This window comes from Methanobrevibacter sp. 87.7 (assembly GCF_002208625.1).
Lineage (GTDB): Archaea > Methanobacteriota > Methanobacteria > Methanobacteriales > Methanobacteriaceae > Methanarmilla.
Window position 1 is genome coordinate 12,246 of the sequence record NZ_MRCT01000003.1, and the last position, 15,851, is coordinate 28,096.

Here is a 15,851-nt window from a genome sequence, read left to right on the forward strand (position 1 = left end):
TAATATGATTAACCGAAGAGAGCACCTAATCCAGCTGCTGCTTCTTCCTCAGCTTCCTCTTCAGTTTCTTCTTCCTCTTCCTCATCTTCAGTATCATTATCTTCTTTAGGAGCTGCAGGAGCAGCACTAGCAACATTAGCTAATTTTTCTTCTAAATCTTCATCTAATGCATCATCAGATAATTTAGAAGCTAAAGCTAACATTTTACCATTAGCTAAACCAAAGATAATATCAGAAGTATCAGAGTTAACTATTCCTGCTTCAACAGCAAGGTTAACAGATTTACTGTGAGCAGTACCAATCATAGTTGAAATAGTTTCTTTAGTAGGTATACCTGCGAAGACAGATAAGTTAAATGATTTAATATATGCATCTTGTACTTTAGCAATAGTTTCTTCTTCATCTATTGCAAGGACATCTGCTTTGTAAACAGATCCTTCTTCATAAACAGCATGTAAATCAATACCAACTTCCATAGGTTTAATACCTAATCTAGTTAAAACTCCAGCAATTTGTTGAGAAACAACATCTCCAGCTTCTACAACAACAGAGTCTTTATCAACTACAATTTTTCCTTTATCAATTTTAGCAGGAGCACCAATTTGTTGTAATTCTCCTAAGAATGGACCTGGTTCAAAACCAGTATCTCCTTTAGGTACAACAATATCTTCACCAGCAACACTACCTGCTTTAGCAGGAGCATCAGTTTTATTATCCTCTAAGATTTTATATAATCTGAAAGGATTCATGTCAGTGAAAATTAATGCAGGTTGTCCTGTTAAATATTCAGAAAGATTTACAATGTTTTCTTTAGATTTATTGCAATCTTCGAAAGCTAAATTAATAAGATTTTTCTTAGATAATCTTATGACTGCATGATCAGAAAGACTTTTTCTCATTTCTTGAAGTTGTCTAGCTGGGATATTTAATAAATCAACAACACCAACTACTTCATAAGAATTGATTAAATCAACAATCTCTTTAACTTCTTCTTTTTTCCATTCAGCAACGTGAGACATTAAATCACCCTCACTACTGAACCCATAGTTGTTTTAATAAACATGGATTTAATTTGTTTTCTACCTTTTTCTAAATGGCGGTCTAAGATTGCAAGAACAGCCTCAATATTTTCAGCTATTTGCTCGTCAGCCATGTCTTGAGTTCCAATAATAAGTTGAATTGAAGGTTGTTGTTTAATACCTACTTTAATAGTATTTTGTAATTTTCCTAATAAAGGTTCTAATTTGACATTTGCTGGAACAGGTTTTGGCATTTTGTTACGAGGACCAAGTACTGGACCTAAAAACCTACCAACAAGTGGCATCATATCAGCTTGAGCTATGAAAAAATCAATGGAATTAGCCATTTTTTTAGCGTTTTTCCTATTTTTTCCAAGCTCTTCCAATTCAGCTTTATTGATAACAAGAGCTACACCAGCATTTTTAGCTTGAACAGTTAATTCCCCATCAGCAATAACACCGATTCTAACTTTTTTACCGCGTCCATTAGGGAGAGTAACTTCTTCTTCAAACCTATTTTCTGGTTTTTTGACATCTAAGTCTTTGATATTGATAATCATATCAATAGACTCAGTGAAGTTCCTCGGCTTGGATTGTTCTTTAGCCTTCTTCACCGCTTCAATCATATCTTGTGTCATATAAATCCTCCATGAACTTAGTTCATGAGTTTTGGTTACGAGCAATCGATAAAAAAAATAATCATAATAAAATAATATCTATAATATCGACTACATCAAAAAATACTTTTAATAATTAAAAGTACTAAGTCTTTTTGTATATTAAATACAATAGTAGATAAAAATCTACAATAAACAGTATATCAACCATAATACGAATATTATAATATCATATACACTGATAGAATCTCAATATAAGTGTAAAAATAACTATTGTTCAAATACGCTATCGTATTCGCCAGCATCAAGTGCTTTTTGAGCATCTCTAGGATCTTTACCATCAACAGTAATACCCATACTTACACAAGTACCCATAACTTCTTTAGTACCTGCTTTATAATCATTTGCAAGTAATGAATCGTATTTCATTCTAGCAATTTTAAAAGCTTGTTCTACAGATAAATCTGCAGCAACTTCAGCACCTGGTTCATGAGCAGCTTTGTCAATATTGAGCTCTTCCATAACAAGAGAAGTTGTTGGAAGTGTACCAATTTCAATTTCAAAATCTTTTGAGTCACTATCAATGGTTATTTTTACTGGAACTTTCATACCTTTGAAGTCAGCACTTTTTTCATTGATTTCCTCAACAACTTGCATCATATTAATACCGAAAGGACCAATTGCTGGGCCTAATGGTGGTCCTGGGGTGGCACTTCCACCTTCAATAAGGACCTCTACTGTGTCTTTTGGCATCAGTCAGCCTCCTTTTGAATGATTCTTATTTGATCTGCTTCAACAGTAACAGGAATCGGAACTGCAGCTTCAATTAATTCAAGAACTACTTCTTCACGAGACTCGTCTATACGTACAACTTTTGCTCTTTCACCTTTAAATGGACCGGAAATAAGCTCAACAATACTTCCTTTATGAATATTAGAAATAATTGGCTCAGGTTTAAGGAATCTTTTAACTTCTTCAAAACTAATAACATTAGAAGCACCAGTTCCTTCAACAATACCCCTTAAATGATTAATTTTCATTGCAGGGTTTCTCATATCTATTTTAGTAGAAGATTCAACTAAAATATATCCTTTTAAAGATTCAGGAACAATGATAGACTCAATACCAATATGAGTATCAGTACCTTGAGTTTCACGTGTTCTAGTAGCGAGTAATCTTGCTACATTTCTTTCTTGACCTGCTGATGTTTTAAGAGCATAAATGGAATTTTCATTATCTTCCATATAAAATCCACCTATATAATTAATTATAGATTTGATTAAGTTATTATAAAATCTAACAAAATATAACTAAAATTTCGAATAAAAATTTTAAAAAAAAATTTAGAATATTATAAAAATTAGATTAATATAATACTATTATATCTTTATAAAGTAGTATTTAAATGTTTCAGAAAAAACATTAAAAAAAGTAAAAATTATAAAACTAATAAAAAATAGTCTAATAAATAATTAAAAACTAAAACAAGAAAAATGTTTTATGGAAAAAATATACCACAAAACATAAGTGTTTCAATAATTCCAAGATAACTTAAATATTAATTAATTGGGAATTAAATAAAATTTATAAACCAATAAGTTGACCTATAATAACAATGATAAAACCAATAACACCAATTAAAATAATACCTATACCTGTAACTTTAGCAAAATTAAAATATTCTTCACTATCTGGTTTTCTAGCTACTTTAAGAACTCTTTTAGACTCTTTAGTAAACTTATCAAATGATTCTTGAAATGTCATAAATTATCACAACAATAATAAAAAATAAAAAAGATTAGAATACTCCATCAATAAATTGACTTAATGGATCATCATCTTCACTTTCATTACCAGATTCAGAGGAAACATCTTCAGAATTATCTTCTTCAGAATTATCTGACATATCATAAGGTTTTATACCAGAAACAATAACTGTTGTTCTAACTGTATTTTGTAAGCTTTCATCAATTTGAGTACCCCAAATGATATTAGCATTAGGTGATAATTTATCTCCAACAATTTGAACAATTTTTTCAGCTTCTTGTAAAGTTAAATCAGTACTACTTGTAATATTAACTAATGCAGCTTGTGCATCGGAAATATCAATATCTAATAAAGGACTACTTAAAGCTTCATGAACAGATTCTAAAGCTCTTTCGCTAGAATCAGATTCACCAACACCAATCATAGCCATTCCAGATCCTTTCATTACACTTCTAATATCTGCAAAATCAAGACTAATTAATCCTTTTTTAGTAATTAATTCAGTAATACCTTTAACTGCTCTACCTAAAATTTCATCAGAAACCATGAAAGCTTTATTCAAAGCAAGATTAGGAGCTACTTCAAGTAATTTATCATTAGGAATAACAATAACAGTATCAGAAGCATTTTGTAATTTTTCTAAACCTTTTTCTGCATTTTCTCTCCTTCTAACACCTTCAGCAGAGAATGGTAAAGTTACAACAGATACAGTTAATGCACCTAATTTTTTAGCAATTTTTGCGATGATTGGAGCAGAACCAGTACCAGTTCCTCCACCTAAACCACAGGTAACAAATACCATATCTGCACCTTCAAGTTTAGTTCTTAACTCATCTTCACTTTCTTCAGCACATTCTTCACCAACATCTGGTTCACCACCAGCTCCAAGTCCTCCACAAGTTTTTCTACCTAAAAGAACTTTATCATCAGATCTACTATAAAATAAATCTTGTGCATCAGTATTTACAGTAATAGTTTTAGCACCTTCAATACCAATTTCATTTAATCTAGAAATAGTATTATTACCAGCACCACCAGTACCAACAACAAATATATTAGTTTTACTTTGAGAAATTGCTCCTACTAACTCTTCATCCAAATCAGAATTAATAGTATCAGAAGAATTTTTATCTTCATTTCTTTGTTCAGATTCTTTAATTGCATCGTCTATAAATTTCACGTATAAACCCCACATTAAATTAATTAATATAGTTTTATAATATAAGAATAATGAAATAATAAATAAAACTTTAATAATAAGCTTTATATTGAAAATATATTATAAAATAGAAATCTCTATTTTCACTATAACAAAATTTTGTTTTTAAATATTACTATGATAAGCATATATTAAATAATTATTTTTATATTTCTTATAAGTATAAATATTTTGGTATAGTAATATTTAAATCATTCATTTTTATTAAAAGAAATAAAAAAAATTTATTAAAAAATAAAGTATTTTATCAGATAAATAAACTTTAATAAATACAATATCTTACTAAATTAATCACCATTACCATAAACAAAACAGGTACTAACTTTTTTACTATAACAATTATTACAACCTTTACATATTGATTTTCCATGACCATTTGCTTTCCATTCTTCTAAGAAATTAGGTTGAGCAACAAAAGGTTTAGACATTGAGAAAAACTCAATATTTGTAGTATTTAAAATATTATTTATAGTATCCATATCATTAAGTCTTCCACCTAAAACAACAGGAATATCAAGTTCACTGCTTAATTTATCTGCATAAGTAATAAATGGATGTACACCATTATCTGATGAAAATGTATTAGTACGAGAAGTTAATTGTATACTATCTGCACCATATTTTTCAAGTAATTTACACATTTCCATACTTTCTTCAAAACTAATTCCACCTTTTCTTCCATCATTAAGATTTAATTTACAGTTAACATGGATTTTATAATTATCTTTAATAACTTTAATAATTTCAAGAACAATTCTCATACGATTAAAAGTATTTCCACCATAATAATCTGTTCTTTGATTAAAATATGGATTAATAAAATTACTAAGGTAAAAATTATTTCCCATATTAATTTGAATACCATCAAATCCTGCAAATTCTAATTTTTTAGCAGCAATAATAACATCAGTTTGTAAATGTCTAATATTTTTAATGCTCATATCATTAGGTTTGATTTTTTGATTAAGACCATCATTATACCAGAAAAATGCTAATTGTCCAAGTATTGGAACATTATAATGATGAACTAATTTAGTAAGTTCTTGATAATCTTTAAAAAAACCTTTATAATTCATATCAGTTGAATAAATTGCGAATCTATCTCTTGGATCTAAACAAAATAATTCTGAATTAATTAATCCAACTCCACTTTTTGCAATTTGTTCATATCTATTAAAAACATCTTGAGTTAAAAAGCCTACTTTATCTCTTTGAGATTCCCACATTCCAGATCTAATTATATGACTTTTAAGTTCAAAATCTCCAAATTTACATTTATCAAATATATTTTTCATATTAATCACTGATTATAAAAACTAATATAACTAATTAATATATTCAAATATATAAATCTAATTATTTTATATTTTTAAAAGAAAAATCAAATAAAAAATTTATAAAAATATAAAAATAAAATCAAAATAAAATTAACTGTTTAAATTTAATTTAAAAACTTAATTAATAAAATCTAAACTAAAAACTAAATTAATTTGTATTAATACAAATAAAAAAGAATTTTAATAAAATAAATAGAAAAATTTAATCATATAGGTAATATAAATATATAAAAAGAGATTTAATAAAAACAATTTTTAATTAAAAAATTAAATCTAAAAAAAACAATTAAAAGGGCGAATAAAATGAAACTAAAAAAATCAGATTATATAATAATTATATCTTTTATAGCTTCATTTATTGCAGCATTCATATCTGCAGCACCTGCAGTTGCACTTCCCCAATTAGCAAAGGAATTTAATTTAAATAACATTATGCAAAATTGGGTAATAAATATATTTTTATTTACTGTTGCAATAACTGCTGTACCTCTTGGAAAATTCTCTGGTAAAAATGGAATAAAGAGAACATTAAATTTAGGATTAGTTTTATTTTTAATTGGAACAATAATTACAACATTTGCAAATTCATATATAACTTTATTAATATTTAGAGCAATACAAGCAATTGGTACAGCAATGATATATAATACACAAACAAGTATTGTTGTATTAGCTGTAGAAGAAAAAAATAGAGGAAAGGCATTAGGAATTATAATATCTGGAGTATACATTGGACTTGCAATTGCACCATTTATTAGTGGAATATTAACCTACAACTTTGGTTGGAGAACTATATTTTATTTCACAATACCATTTACATTAATTGCATTATTCCTTTCATTATATAAAGTTAAAGATGAATGGAATATGTATGAAAATGAAGATTATGATAAACTAGGATCTATACTATACATGATTGGAATATTCTTCTTTATATATGGATTTACAATATTAAACCAAATAAAAGGAATAATATTTACAATAATTGGTATAATATTCTTACTTGGATTTATCATTACTGATATAAAAATCAAAAATCCAATATTTAAACTTAAACTGTTTAAAAATAAAAGGTTCTCTTCAGCAAACATTGCAGCATTAATAAGTTATATTGCAACATTTGTAGTGACATACATACTTAATTACCACTTCCAATACATTTTAAGATTAAATTCACAAACAACAGGAATATTATTAGTAATAACACCAGTAATAATGGCAATTGTATCACCATTCTCAGGAAAATTCTCAGATAAAATTGATTCACAAAAATTAGCAGCAATAGGAATGAGCTTTGTAACAATTGCACTATTTATATTAATATTCTTAGATTATTCAACACCATTATGGGTAATATTTATTGCAATGGGATTACAAGGTTTAGGTTATGGAATATTCTCATCACCAAACACAAATATGGTAATGAGTTCAGTTCCACCAGAAGAAACACCAAGTGCATCAGTAGCTATTACTGTAATGAGAGTTATAGGTCAAACTATGAGTCTTGCTATGTTAACTATAATATTTGCAATAATAATGGGTAATGTACCAATAATTCCAAAATACTATAATCTATTAACAAAAAGTTCACAAATAGCATGTATAATATCTACAATATTATGTTTTATTGCAGTTATAGCATCAATCATAGGTATTAATGAAAAAAACGAAATTTAATTAAATATTGAAGATTATTATATCTTCAATAACTATTTTTTTTAAATATAAATAACTATTTTTTAATATAAAATTTTACAAATAAATTAAATAATAATTTAAATAAGAATAATTAAATCCTACACACTTAATAAAAAAATTACACAAAAAACTCAACAAAAAAAATTACACAAATAAAAAAACTACAAAAAAAACTCAACAAAAAAATCTAGAGAAAAAACAAATTAAAATATTTTAAAAACTTAAATAAGAATAAGGTGGAATTATGGAAATGCCAGAAAAAATTGATACAAATATGTTTGCACCATGTGGTATAAACTGCCAATTATGTGAAAAACATGTAAAGAAAACAAATCCATGTCCAGGATGCTTAATTAAAGGATCAAATAAAACTAAAAGTGTTTTAAAATGTAAAATAAGAGAATGTCTTAATAAAAAAACAGTGAAATATTGTGGACGATGTAGTGAATTTCCATGTAAATTAATTAAAAAACAAGATAAAAACAATATTAAAAGATACAATTATTCATCACTTGAAAGTGCTAAAAGAATTAAAAACACAGGAATAAAAAGAATGATGGATGAAGATAGAAAAAAATGGACATGTGATGAATGTAATGGAATAATAACAATACAAAATAAAGAATGTAGTGAATGCGGAAAAAAATTCTAAATAAAAATAATCTATTAAAAATTAAAAACTAAAAATATAACAAATAAAGAAAAATTAAAATCTAAAAATAAAAAAATAGTAAAAAAAAATAAATAAATAAAAAATAGAAACAAAAACTAAACCAAAAATTAGTAAAAAAAATAAATAAATAAAAAATAGAATCAAAAACTAATCATCAAAGATATCTACAATTGGTTCTTGTTCATCATTTTTATGAATAGGTGTTTCCTCTCTTCTTTTACCATTACATCAAAACGCCTAAATTTCCACTTATGTTCTTTTATAGTATCTTCTGAAACTCCTTTTTGATAAGCAACATATCTTCTACCATGTTTTGCTACTGCAGCTTCAAGACTACAAACATCATCTGTTTCAAAAGGTTTAATCTCTTCCCATTCTTTTATAACATCTAACATCTTATTTTTACTAAGAGGATTTTTTTTAAACCATTCAGATAACATTTTTTTCTACTCCAAGAATTTACATAAATTATATATAATATATAATTTATATTATCTTAAAGTTTTTCTAAAATATAAAATATAATATTTTAAAAAGTAATAATATTTTATTATTAAAAATAAATCATATTTTTATAAATAAAACTAATACAATATTGAAAAATAAATATTATAAATAATATAATAATTAAATAAGTAAATTTAGTTAAAATAATCATTTATTAAAAAATTATATTAAATAATATCCAAAAATAGAAAGTTAAAGGGATAATAATGGAATTGATAATTGAAATAATAATGCTTATTGTAGGTTTTGTTCTTTTAATAAAGGGAGCAAATGTTTTTGTAGATGGAGCAAGTAATGTTGCATATAACTACAAAATACCTACAATCATTGTAGGATTAACAATTGTTGCATTTGGTACTAGTGCACCAGAAGCAGCAGTTTCAATAACTGCATCACTTAAAGGAAGTAATGCTATATCACTTGGAAATATTGTTGGAAGTAATATCTTTAATATTTTAGGTGTATTAGGTATTTCTGCATTAATTGGTAATCTAAAAGTAGATGAAGTTATAATAAAAAGAGATTTTCCAGTTATAATAGTATCAAGTATTATACTTTTACTTGTAAGCTATTCCATTGGAACAATTAATAGAATAATAGGTCTTATCTTCTTTATAGGAATTTTAACATATGTTTACATTCTTGTAAAACAAGCAAAAAATAATGTAAGATCAATAAAAGATGAAACAATAAAAGCTAAATTAAGTATTCCAAGATCAATAATTTATATTGTTATTGGTATAATTGGAGTAATTGTAGGTTCAGACTTTGTTGTAAATAGTGCAAGTTTTATTGCAAGTTTATTTGGATTAAGTCAAGTATTAATTGGTTTAACCATTGTTGCAATAGGTACATCACTACCAGAACTTGTAACCTCAATTACAGCACTTATGAAAAATGACCATGGAATAGTACTTGGAAATGTTATAGGTTCCTGTATATTTAATATTTTATTTATATTAGGTATAAATGGTCTTATTTTACCAATTCCAATAAATCCTAAAATGATTACAGATATTGCAGTGATGACTGGTGTTACAATTCTAGCTTACATATTTGCTAGAACAAGTGATGAAATTGATAGAAAAGAAGGAATAATACTTGTAATATTACTTATTATTTACATGGCATATATTATTATGAGGAATTAAATAAATTAATTCCTTTACTATTTTTTTAAATAAAATTTAATAATTTATATATAAAATTACTAATTTTGAAATTAAATTAAAATAAAAAACATAATAAAAAGAATCTAAAAATAAAAAATTAAAATAAAAAACCTAAAACTTAAAAAACTTTAAAAAACTAAAAACTTAAAACTAAAACTAAAAATAAAAAATTTAAACTAAAATAAAAAGTTTACAAAAGATTAAAGCTAATTTTTAACCTAAAAATAGAAAAAAAACTAATTTTAAAAATAAATAAAAAATAAGAATTATAAAACTATTTTAAATAGTTTTGTAAATTTAAGTGCTAATTTTGGAGATAATTTAAATAAAACTTTAATAAAATCTTTAACTCCTACATCAGTAAAATCAAGTTCACACAATGCACGAATAAGATGATTATAATCATCATCAGTAAATGAATCAAGTAATTCACGACCAACATCTAATTTATGCATAGCACCAAATGATTTTTCATCAAAAAGTTCATCATATTCTTTAAGTTTTTTATCAGAATAATCTTTCTCAGAGATAGCTTCACCTGCTACTGTACCTGCACACATACCACCAAACATACCTAATATAAGTCCTCCACCAGTAACAGAATCAATTTGTCCTGCTGCATCTCCACAAGCTAATAAATTATCAGCAGAAATATTATCAATAAGACCACCAATAGGAATTCCACCAACATTTAATTCAACTGCTTTTGCATCTTTAAGAGGTGGATAAGATTCTACAAACTCATTTAAATAGTCAATAGCAGATTTTTCTTTATGTTCAGAAGAAATACCAATACCTACATTTGCAATATCATTACCTTTAGGGAAAATCCAAGCATATCCTCCTTTAGCAAATTTTCCCATATGAAGTTCAATTAAATCACTTCTATCACATTTAACATTACACATTTCATATTGAGCACCAGACATTAAATCTTTAGCTTTAATACTTTTAGTCATTCCCGCCCATCTTGCAATATGTGATTCTGGACCATCTGCAGCTATAATAATTCTTGTTTTAATTTCAAATTTTTCTCCGAATCTTTCACAAGTTAAAATATAATAATTACCATCATCAGTTTCTTCTTTTCTAAGACCAGTAGCTAATGTTTTAATCATTATTTTAGCTCCAGCTCTTGCTGCATCCATTGCCATAAATTTATCAAATACTTTACGTTCAAGTATATATCCTTTTTCAGGAAGAACTTCATCATCAACAGAAAGAGTAGTTCCATCAGGAGCAAATATAGATCCACCAACAATAACTTGAGCTATCCATCTTGGATTTGGTTCTATACCTAACCATTTAAGACCACTTTCATAAACTCCACCAGCACATCTTTTTGGAGTTCCAATCTCAGATTTTTTATCAATTAAAATTACATCTGCCCCACTTAATGCAGCATGTTTAGCAGCAATTGATCCTGCAGGACCTGCACCAACTACAAGTACTTCTGTTTCTATCATAATACCATCTTAAAATAAATTTATAAAATTAAATTAAATACTAAAAAATACTTATAAAAAAATCATAAGCATGAATTCTATAATATAATAAATTACTAAAATACTAATATTTAAATTTTAAGAATAATAATAAAAAGAATTTAGACAAAATTTAAAAAAAGACTAAAATTTAAATAAGAAAATATTAATAAGAACTTAATTTAAATAAAAGAGGAATTTTTGTAAATTAAACATTTAAAGAAAAGTTTTAAAAATAGATAATAGAAATATAACAATAGTAATATAATTTTAGATTTATGTGATAAAATGGATAAGGAAAATAGAACTTGTATAGACTGCTGTAGTTTAAATTGTCAATTTTAAAAATAGTAAATACCCAGAATACTGTCCAACAGTAGAATTAAGTAAAGAAGAAGAAAAAGAGATATATGAAATATACCAAGATGAAGAAAACCGAAAAGTATCAAGAATAGCAGCAGAAGTTGAAGCAGATTTCTATTGTAAATATACAAGAGTAGAAGAAACAGTTGAATTTGCAAAAAGAATGGGATTTAAAAAAATAGGAATTGCAACATGTGTAGGATTAATAAGAGAAAGTAGAATATTTGGTAAAATACTTCGTAAAAACGGATTTGAAGTATACAGTGCAGGATGTAAAATTGGAAGCATGAAAAAACAGAAACAGTTGGACTTAAAAAAGAAAAAACAAAAGTAACAGGAAATATAATGTGTAATCCTATATTACAAGCAAAAATATTAAATAAAGAAAAAACTGATTTAAATGTTGTAATTGGATTATGTGTAGGTCATGATACATTATTTAATAAATATTCCAAAGCACTTACAACAACATTAATAACAAAAAATAGAGTATTAGGCCATAACCCAGTAGCTGCATTATACCAAACAAAAGCATATTACAGTAAACTTTTAAAATAAGATTAAAAAAAATAAAATTTAAATATAAAAATTTTAAAGATTAAATAAAAAATTTACTAAAAATAATTAAAATGTTTAATATTTATAAAAAATAAATTATAAAGCATTAAATCTATTTTTACAAAAATTTCATAAATAATAAGTAAAAATAAAAAAAATATTAAAGAAACAATCTATTAAACTAAAATTTATATATTATAAAAACATAATAAATATGGAAAGTAAATTCCTACTTAGTTAATTTTTAAAATCAGTAGCAAATTATTATATTTTAATTTAAATATAAATAAGCTACTTAAAAAATAAAAAACAAATTTAAAATCAATTAAATATTATTTTTACTAAATTTAAAATCTTAAATTATAAATATAAAATCAATAAACATTTTTTAAAAAAATTTATAAATTACAATTTAAGAAAATTAGGATTATAAAAATATAAATTAAGTATTGAATATAGAAAATTTTTGTGATTATATGATTTTAGATACAGGAAATACTGCCTGGGTACTTGTTTCAACAATAATGGTATTGTTAATGACTATACCCGGTATTATATTTTTTTATGGAGGATTATCTAAGCAAAAGAATGTTTTAAACACAATGTTTTTATCATTAATTGCATTTGGAGTAACAAGTATAATTTGGATAATCTACGGATATCAAACAGCATTTACATCTACAAGTATTTTAAATGGATTTATTGGAATACCAAAAAATCTATTTATGGAAGGAATAGGTGTTAACACTTTAACTGGAACAATACCAACCTATGTTTTTGCAGCATTTGAACTAACATTTGCAGGATTAACAGCTGCTATTGTTTCAGGATCTATTGTTGGAAGAATGAAAACAAATCCATGGATTTTATTTGTAATTTTATGGGTAAGTTTAGTTTACATACCTCTTTCCCACTGGATTTGGGGTGGAGGATGGTTAATGAATATGGGAGCAATAGACTTTGCTGGAGGAGTTGCAGTAGAAATTAATTCAGGTTTTTCAGCAATCGCATTAGCTATTGTTCTAGGAAGAAGAAAAGATAGTTCATTATTACCACATAACTTAGGATATTCAGTTTTAGGTGCTGGATTCTTATGGTTTGGTTGGATGGGATTTAATGGAGGATCTGCATTAATATCAAATGGACTTGCAGGTTCTGCAGTCCTTGTTTCTAATACTGCAGCAGCAATATCCATGATTGTATGGATAATATTAGATGTAATTAAAGTTGGAAAACCAACAATATTAGGTGCAATAACTGGTGCAGTTTCTGGATTAGTTGCTATTACACCTGCAGCAGGATTTGTAAAAATTTCAGGAAGTTTAGCAATAGGAATTGGAGCTGCAGTTATTTCCTATTTAGCAATTAATTATCTTAAACCAATGTTTGGTTATGATGATGCATTAGATGTATTTGGTGTTCATGGATTATCTGGTGTTTGGGGATTATTTGCAACAGGTTTATTTGCATGTCCTGCAATAAACCATGTAGCAGGATTATTCTATGGAAATCCACATCAACTTATAGTTCAAATTATAAGTATTGTAGCATCAGGAGCATATGCATTTGTAGTTAGTTGGATACTAGCTAAAATACTTGATAAAACAATTGGATTAAGAGTTGATGAAAAAACAGAAGTTGGTGGATTGGATACCCACTTACACAACGAATCAGGATATATGTTCCTATAATCATATAAATAAATGTAAATTAAATATTTACATTTATACTTTTTTTAAACTATTTTTACTAAATAAAACACACTTCAAAAAAAAAACTAATTTTACTAAAACTAAAAAATATTAAAAAGTAAACTTTAAAAAAACTAATTCTACAAAAAACTAAAAAAAAATATTAAAAACTAAACTAAAAAAAACTAATTTTACTAATTTTATTAAAACTAAAAAAAAAAAACTAAAAAAAAACAAGAATAATATAAAAAAAATAAAAAAAGAAAATTGAAAAAGAATTTTAAATTAAAAAGCTAGTTAATAGCATTAATAACTGTTTTACCACCCATATAAGGTACTAAAACATTAGGAACTTTAACACTACCATCAGCTTGTTGATAATTTTCTAAAATACAACAAATTGTTCTTTCAGTAGCAATAGCAGTACTGTTTAAAGTATGTAAAATTTGAGCATCACCAGAACCTGCTCTACCAACACGTGTTTTAGTTTTTCTTGCTTGATAATCTTTACAATTAGTACAAGATACTAATTCCCTATAAGTTTCAGAACCTGGGAACCATGCTTCAAGATCATATTTAATAGAAGCATTATCATTTAATGCTGAAGAAACAATAGCAACAATATGGTAAGGTAAACCTAATTTTTTATAGATTTCTTCAGTAGTTTCAAGTAACTCTTTATGAGCTTCTTTAGATTTTTCAGGACTTGTATAAACAAATTGTTCTATTTTTTCAAATTGATGAACTCTAAAAATACCTAAAGTATCTTTACCATGAGAACCTGCTTCTTTCCTAAAACAAGTAGATAAACCACAATATTTAATAGGTAAATCATCAGGAGAAATAATTTCATTCCTATGTAATGCTGCTAAAGTTTGTTCTGCAGTTGCAATTAAATATAAATCTTCATCAGCTACTTTATATAAAGTCTCTTCAAATTCACCAAGTTCAGATGTTTCTGCAGCAACATCACTTTTTACAAAGAAAGGTGTTTGTAAAGGAATATAACCTTTAGATTCTAATTCACTTAATGCAAATTGAATTAATGCAAGGTTAAGATGCAATATATCTCTTTTTAAGTAATAAAATCTTGCACCTGCAATTTCTGCAGCAGTTTCAAGATCTGCACCATCAATTTTATTAATTAAATCTACATGATTTAAAGGTTTAAAATCAAATTTAGGAATTTCACCAACAGTTCTAATGATTTTATTATCATCTTCAGTATCAGATATAGGTACATCTTCATCTATAATATTTCCAACTTTATACCTATAATCTTCACGTAATTTTTTATATTCATCAATTTTAACATTTAAATCTTTAATTTCTGCAGCTACTTCTTTAGATTTAGCAATAACATCATCAATAGTTCCATCTTTTTTAGCTTGTTTAAAAGATTTAGATAATTTATTTTTTTCAGAACGTAAAGAATTTAATTTTTGTTCTCCTTCTCTCCATAAAGTATCATATTCAATAACTTTTTCTACATTAGTAGTATCTCTAAATCTTTTCTTTTCAGAGTCTATAATTAAATCAGGGTTTTCCCTAAATAATTTTATATCTAACAACTTAATTTCTCCTTATAAATCTGATAATCAAAAAAATAATTAGTAAATAATAATAATTTTAAAAAATTTTATAAAAAACTTTTAAAAAAGTATAATTTAAAATTTATATTTCCTATTTTATATTTATTTTTATTATAATAATAAAAATTAGAATATTTAATATGTAATCTAAAAA

Annotated in this window: 14 protein-coding genes and 1 pseudogene; 5 read left to right on the top strand and 10 right to left on the bottom strand. The window is 25.7% G+C overall.

What is annotated here, in order from left to right; genetic code table 11:
• Window positions 1-8: 8 nt before the first annotated feature.
• From BGI41_RS00305 to BGI41_RS00335, 7 genes are all read right to left on the bottom strand, one after another.
• On the bottom strand, window positions 9-1,019 hold the full coding sequence (locus BGI41_RS00305; RefSeq protein ID WP_088538262.1) for a 50S ribosomal protein L10: 1,011 nt from the start codon (window positions 1,017-1,019) through the stop codon (window positions 9-11).
• Window positions 1,019-1,657, bottom strand: a complete 639-nt coding sequence (locus BGI41_RS00310; RefSeq protein WP_088538263.1) for a 50S ribosomal protein L1 — start codon at window positions 1,655-1,657, stop codon at window positions 1,019-1,021. The genes BGI41_RS00305 and BGI41_RS00310 overlap by 1 nt, the downstream gene beginning before the upstream one ends.
• A 249-nt stretch (window positions 1,658-1,906) precedes the next feature.
• On the bottom strand, window positions 1,907-2,389 hold the full coding sequence (locus tag BGI41_RS00315; RefSeq protein WP_088538264.1) for a 50S ribosomal protein L11: 483 nt from the start codon (window positions 2,387-2,389) through the stop codon (window positions 1,907-1,909).
• The gene (locus tag BGI41_RS00320) at window positions 2,389-2,880 is read right to left on the bottom strand and encodes a transcription elongation factor Spt5 (RefSeq protein WP_088538265.1); all 492 of its coding nucleotides are present in this window, start codon (window positions 2,878-2,880) and stop codon (window positions 2,389-2,391) included. The genes BGI41_RS00315 and BGI41_RS00320 overlap by 1 nt, the downstream gene beginning before the upstream one ends.
• A 340-nt stretch (window positions 2,881-3,220) precedes the next feature.
• Window positions 3,221-3,400: a protein translocase SEC61 complex subunit gamma gene (locus BGI41_RS00325; protein ID WP_088538266.1), complete on the bottom strand. Its 180-nt coding sequence runs from the start codon at window positions 3,398-3,400 to the stop codon at window positions 3,221-3,223.
• Window positions 3,401-3,434: 34 nt separating this feature from the next.
• Window positions 3,435-4,583, bottom strand: coding sequence for a cell division protein FtsZ (gene ftsZ, locus BGI41_RS00330; protein WP_198945403.1), 1,149 nt, complete (start codon window positions 4,581-4,583; stop codon window positions 3,435-3,437).
• A gap of 326 nt (window positions 4,584-4,909) precedes the next feature.
• Complete coding sequence (locus BGI41_RS00335) at window positions 4,910-5,917, bottom strand: NADH-dependent flavin oxidoreductase (RefSeq protein WP_088538268.1); 1,008 nt, start codon at window positions 5,915-5,917, stop codon at window positions 4,910-4,912.
• 345 nt (window positions 5,918-6,262) lie between these two features.
• Here BGI41_RS00335 and BGI41_RS00340 point away from each other — a divergent pair, with 345 nt between their 5' ends.
• Both BGI41_RS00340 and BGI41_RS00345 read left to right on the top strand, forming a co-directional pair.
• Window positions 6,263-7,636: an MFS transporter gene (locus BGI41_RS00340; RefSeq protein WP_088538269.1), complete on the top strand. Its 1,374-nt coding sequence runs from the start codon at window positions 6,263-6,265 to the stop codon at window positions 7,634-7,636.
• A 265-nt stretch (window positions 7,637-7,901) separates the two neighbouring features.
• A complete protein-coding gene (locus tag BGI41_RS00345; protein WP_088538270.1) occupies window positions 7,902-8,309 on the top strand; it encodes a DUF3795 domain-containing protein in 408 nt (135 codons plus the stop codon).
• Between the two features lie 185 nt (window positions 8,310-8,494).
• Here BGI41_RS00345 and BGI41_RS00350 read toward each other — a convergent pair whose 3' ends face one another.
• Entirely contained in the window at window positions 8,495-8,770 is a 276-nt protein-coding gene (locus BGI41_RS00350) for a hypothetical protein (protein WP_088538271.1), read from the bottom strand.
• A gap of 273 nt (window positions 8,771-9,043) precedes the next feature.
• Here BGI41_RS00350 and BGI41_RS00355 point away from each other — a divergent pair, with 273 nt between their 5' ends.
• Entirely contained in the window at window positions 9,044-9,988 is a 945-nt protein-coding gene (locus BGI41_RS00355; RefSeq protein ID WP_233126278.1) for a calcium/sodium antiporter, read from the top strand.
• Window positions 9,989-10,275: 287 nt separating this feature from the next.
• Here BGI41_RS00355 and BGI41_RS00360 read toward each other — a convergent pair whose 3' ends face one another.
• Window positions 10,276-11,475 (bottom strand): NAD(P)/FAD-dependent oxidoreductase, encoded by a 1,200-nt coding sequence (locus tag BGI41_RS00360; RefSeq protein ID WP_088538273.1) that lies wholly within the window; start codon window positions 11,473-11,475, stop codon window positions 10,276-10,278.
• 433 nt (window positions 11,476-11,908) lie between these two features.
• On the opposite strand from BGI41_RS00360, the pseudogene BGI41_RS08475 reads away from it, so the two are divergent.
• Window positions 11,909-12,414 (top strand): annotated as a pseudogene (locus BGI41_RS08475) (DUF1847 domain-containing protein).
• Window positions 12,415-12,890: 476 nt separating this feature from the next.
• Window positions 12,891-14,105: an ammonium transporter gene (locus BGI41_RS00370; protein WP_088538274.1), complete on the top strand. Its 1,215-nt coding sequence runs from the start codon at window positions 12,891-12,893 to the stop codon at window positions 14,103-14,105.
• 293 nt (window positions 14,106-14,398) lie between these two features.
• Here the strand turns inward: BGI41_RS00370 and serS are convergent, their stop codons facing one another.
• Entirely contained in the window at window positions 14,399-15,676 is a 1,278-nt protein-coding gene (gene serS, locus BGI41_RS00375) for a serine--tRNA ligase (protein WP_088538275.1), read from the bottom strand.
• Between the last annotated feature and the right edge of the window lie 175 nt (window positions 15,677-15,851).

Excerpts from the sequence above, each read along its gene's own strand:
- BGI41_RS00305 (WP_088538262.1), bottom strand. The coding sequence starts at position 1,019 with ATGTCTCACGTTGCTGAATGGAAAAAAGAAGAAGTTAAAGAGATTGTT.
- BGI41_RS00310 (WP_088538263.1), bottom strand. The coding sequence starts at position 1,657 with ATGACACAAGATATGATTGAAGCGGTGAAGAAGGCTAAAGAACAATCC.
- BGI41_RS00315 (WP_088538264.1), bottom strand. The coding sequence starts at position 2,389 with ATGCCAAAAGACACAGTAGAGGTCCTTATTGAAGGTGGAAGTGCCACC.
- BGI41_RS00320 (WP_088538265.1), bottom strand. The coding sequence starts at position 2,880 with ATGGAAGATAATGAAAATTCCATTTATGCTCTTAAAACATCAGCAGGT.
- BGI41_RS00325 (WP_088538266.1), bottom strand. The coding sequence starts at position 3,400 with ATGACATTTCAAGAATCATTTGATAAGTTTACTAAAGAGTCTAAAAGA.
- BGI41_RS00335 (WP_088538268.1), bottom strand. The coding sequence starts at position 5,917 with ATGAAAAATATATTTGATAAATGTAAATTTGGAGATTTTGAACTTAAA.
- BGI41_RS00340 (WP_088538269.1), top strand. The coding sequence starts at position 6,263 with ATGAAACTAAAAAAATCAGATTATATAATAATTATATCTTTTATAGCT.
- BGI41_RS00345 (WP_088538270.1), top strand. The coding sequence starts at position 7,902 with ATGGAAATGCCAGAAAAAATTGATACAAATATGTTTGCACCATGTGGT.
- BGI41_RS00350 (WP_088538271.1), bottom strand. The coding sequence starts at position 8,770 with ATGTTATCTGAATGGTTTAAAAAAAATCCTCTTAGTAAAAATAAGATG.
- BGI41_RS00355 (WP_233126278.1), top strand. The coding sequence starts at position 9,044 with ATGGAATTGATAATTGAAATAATAATGCTTATTGTAGGTTTTGTTCTT.
- BGI41_RS00360 (WP_088538273.1), bottom strand. The coding sequence starts at position 11,475 with ATGATAGAAACAGAAGTACTTGTAGTTGGTGCAGGTCCTGCAGGATCA.
- BGI41_RS00370 (WP_088538274.1), top strand. The coding sequence starts at position 12,891 with ATGATTTTAGATACAGGAAATACTGCCTGGGTACTTGTTTCAACAATA.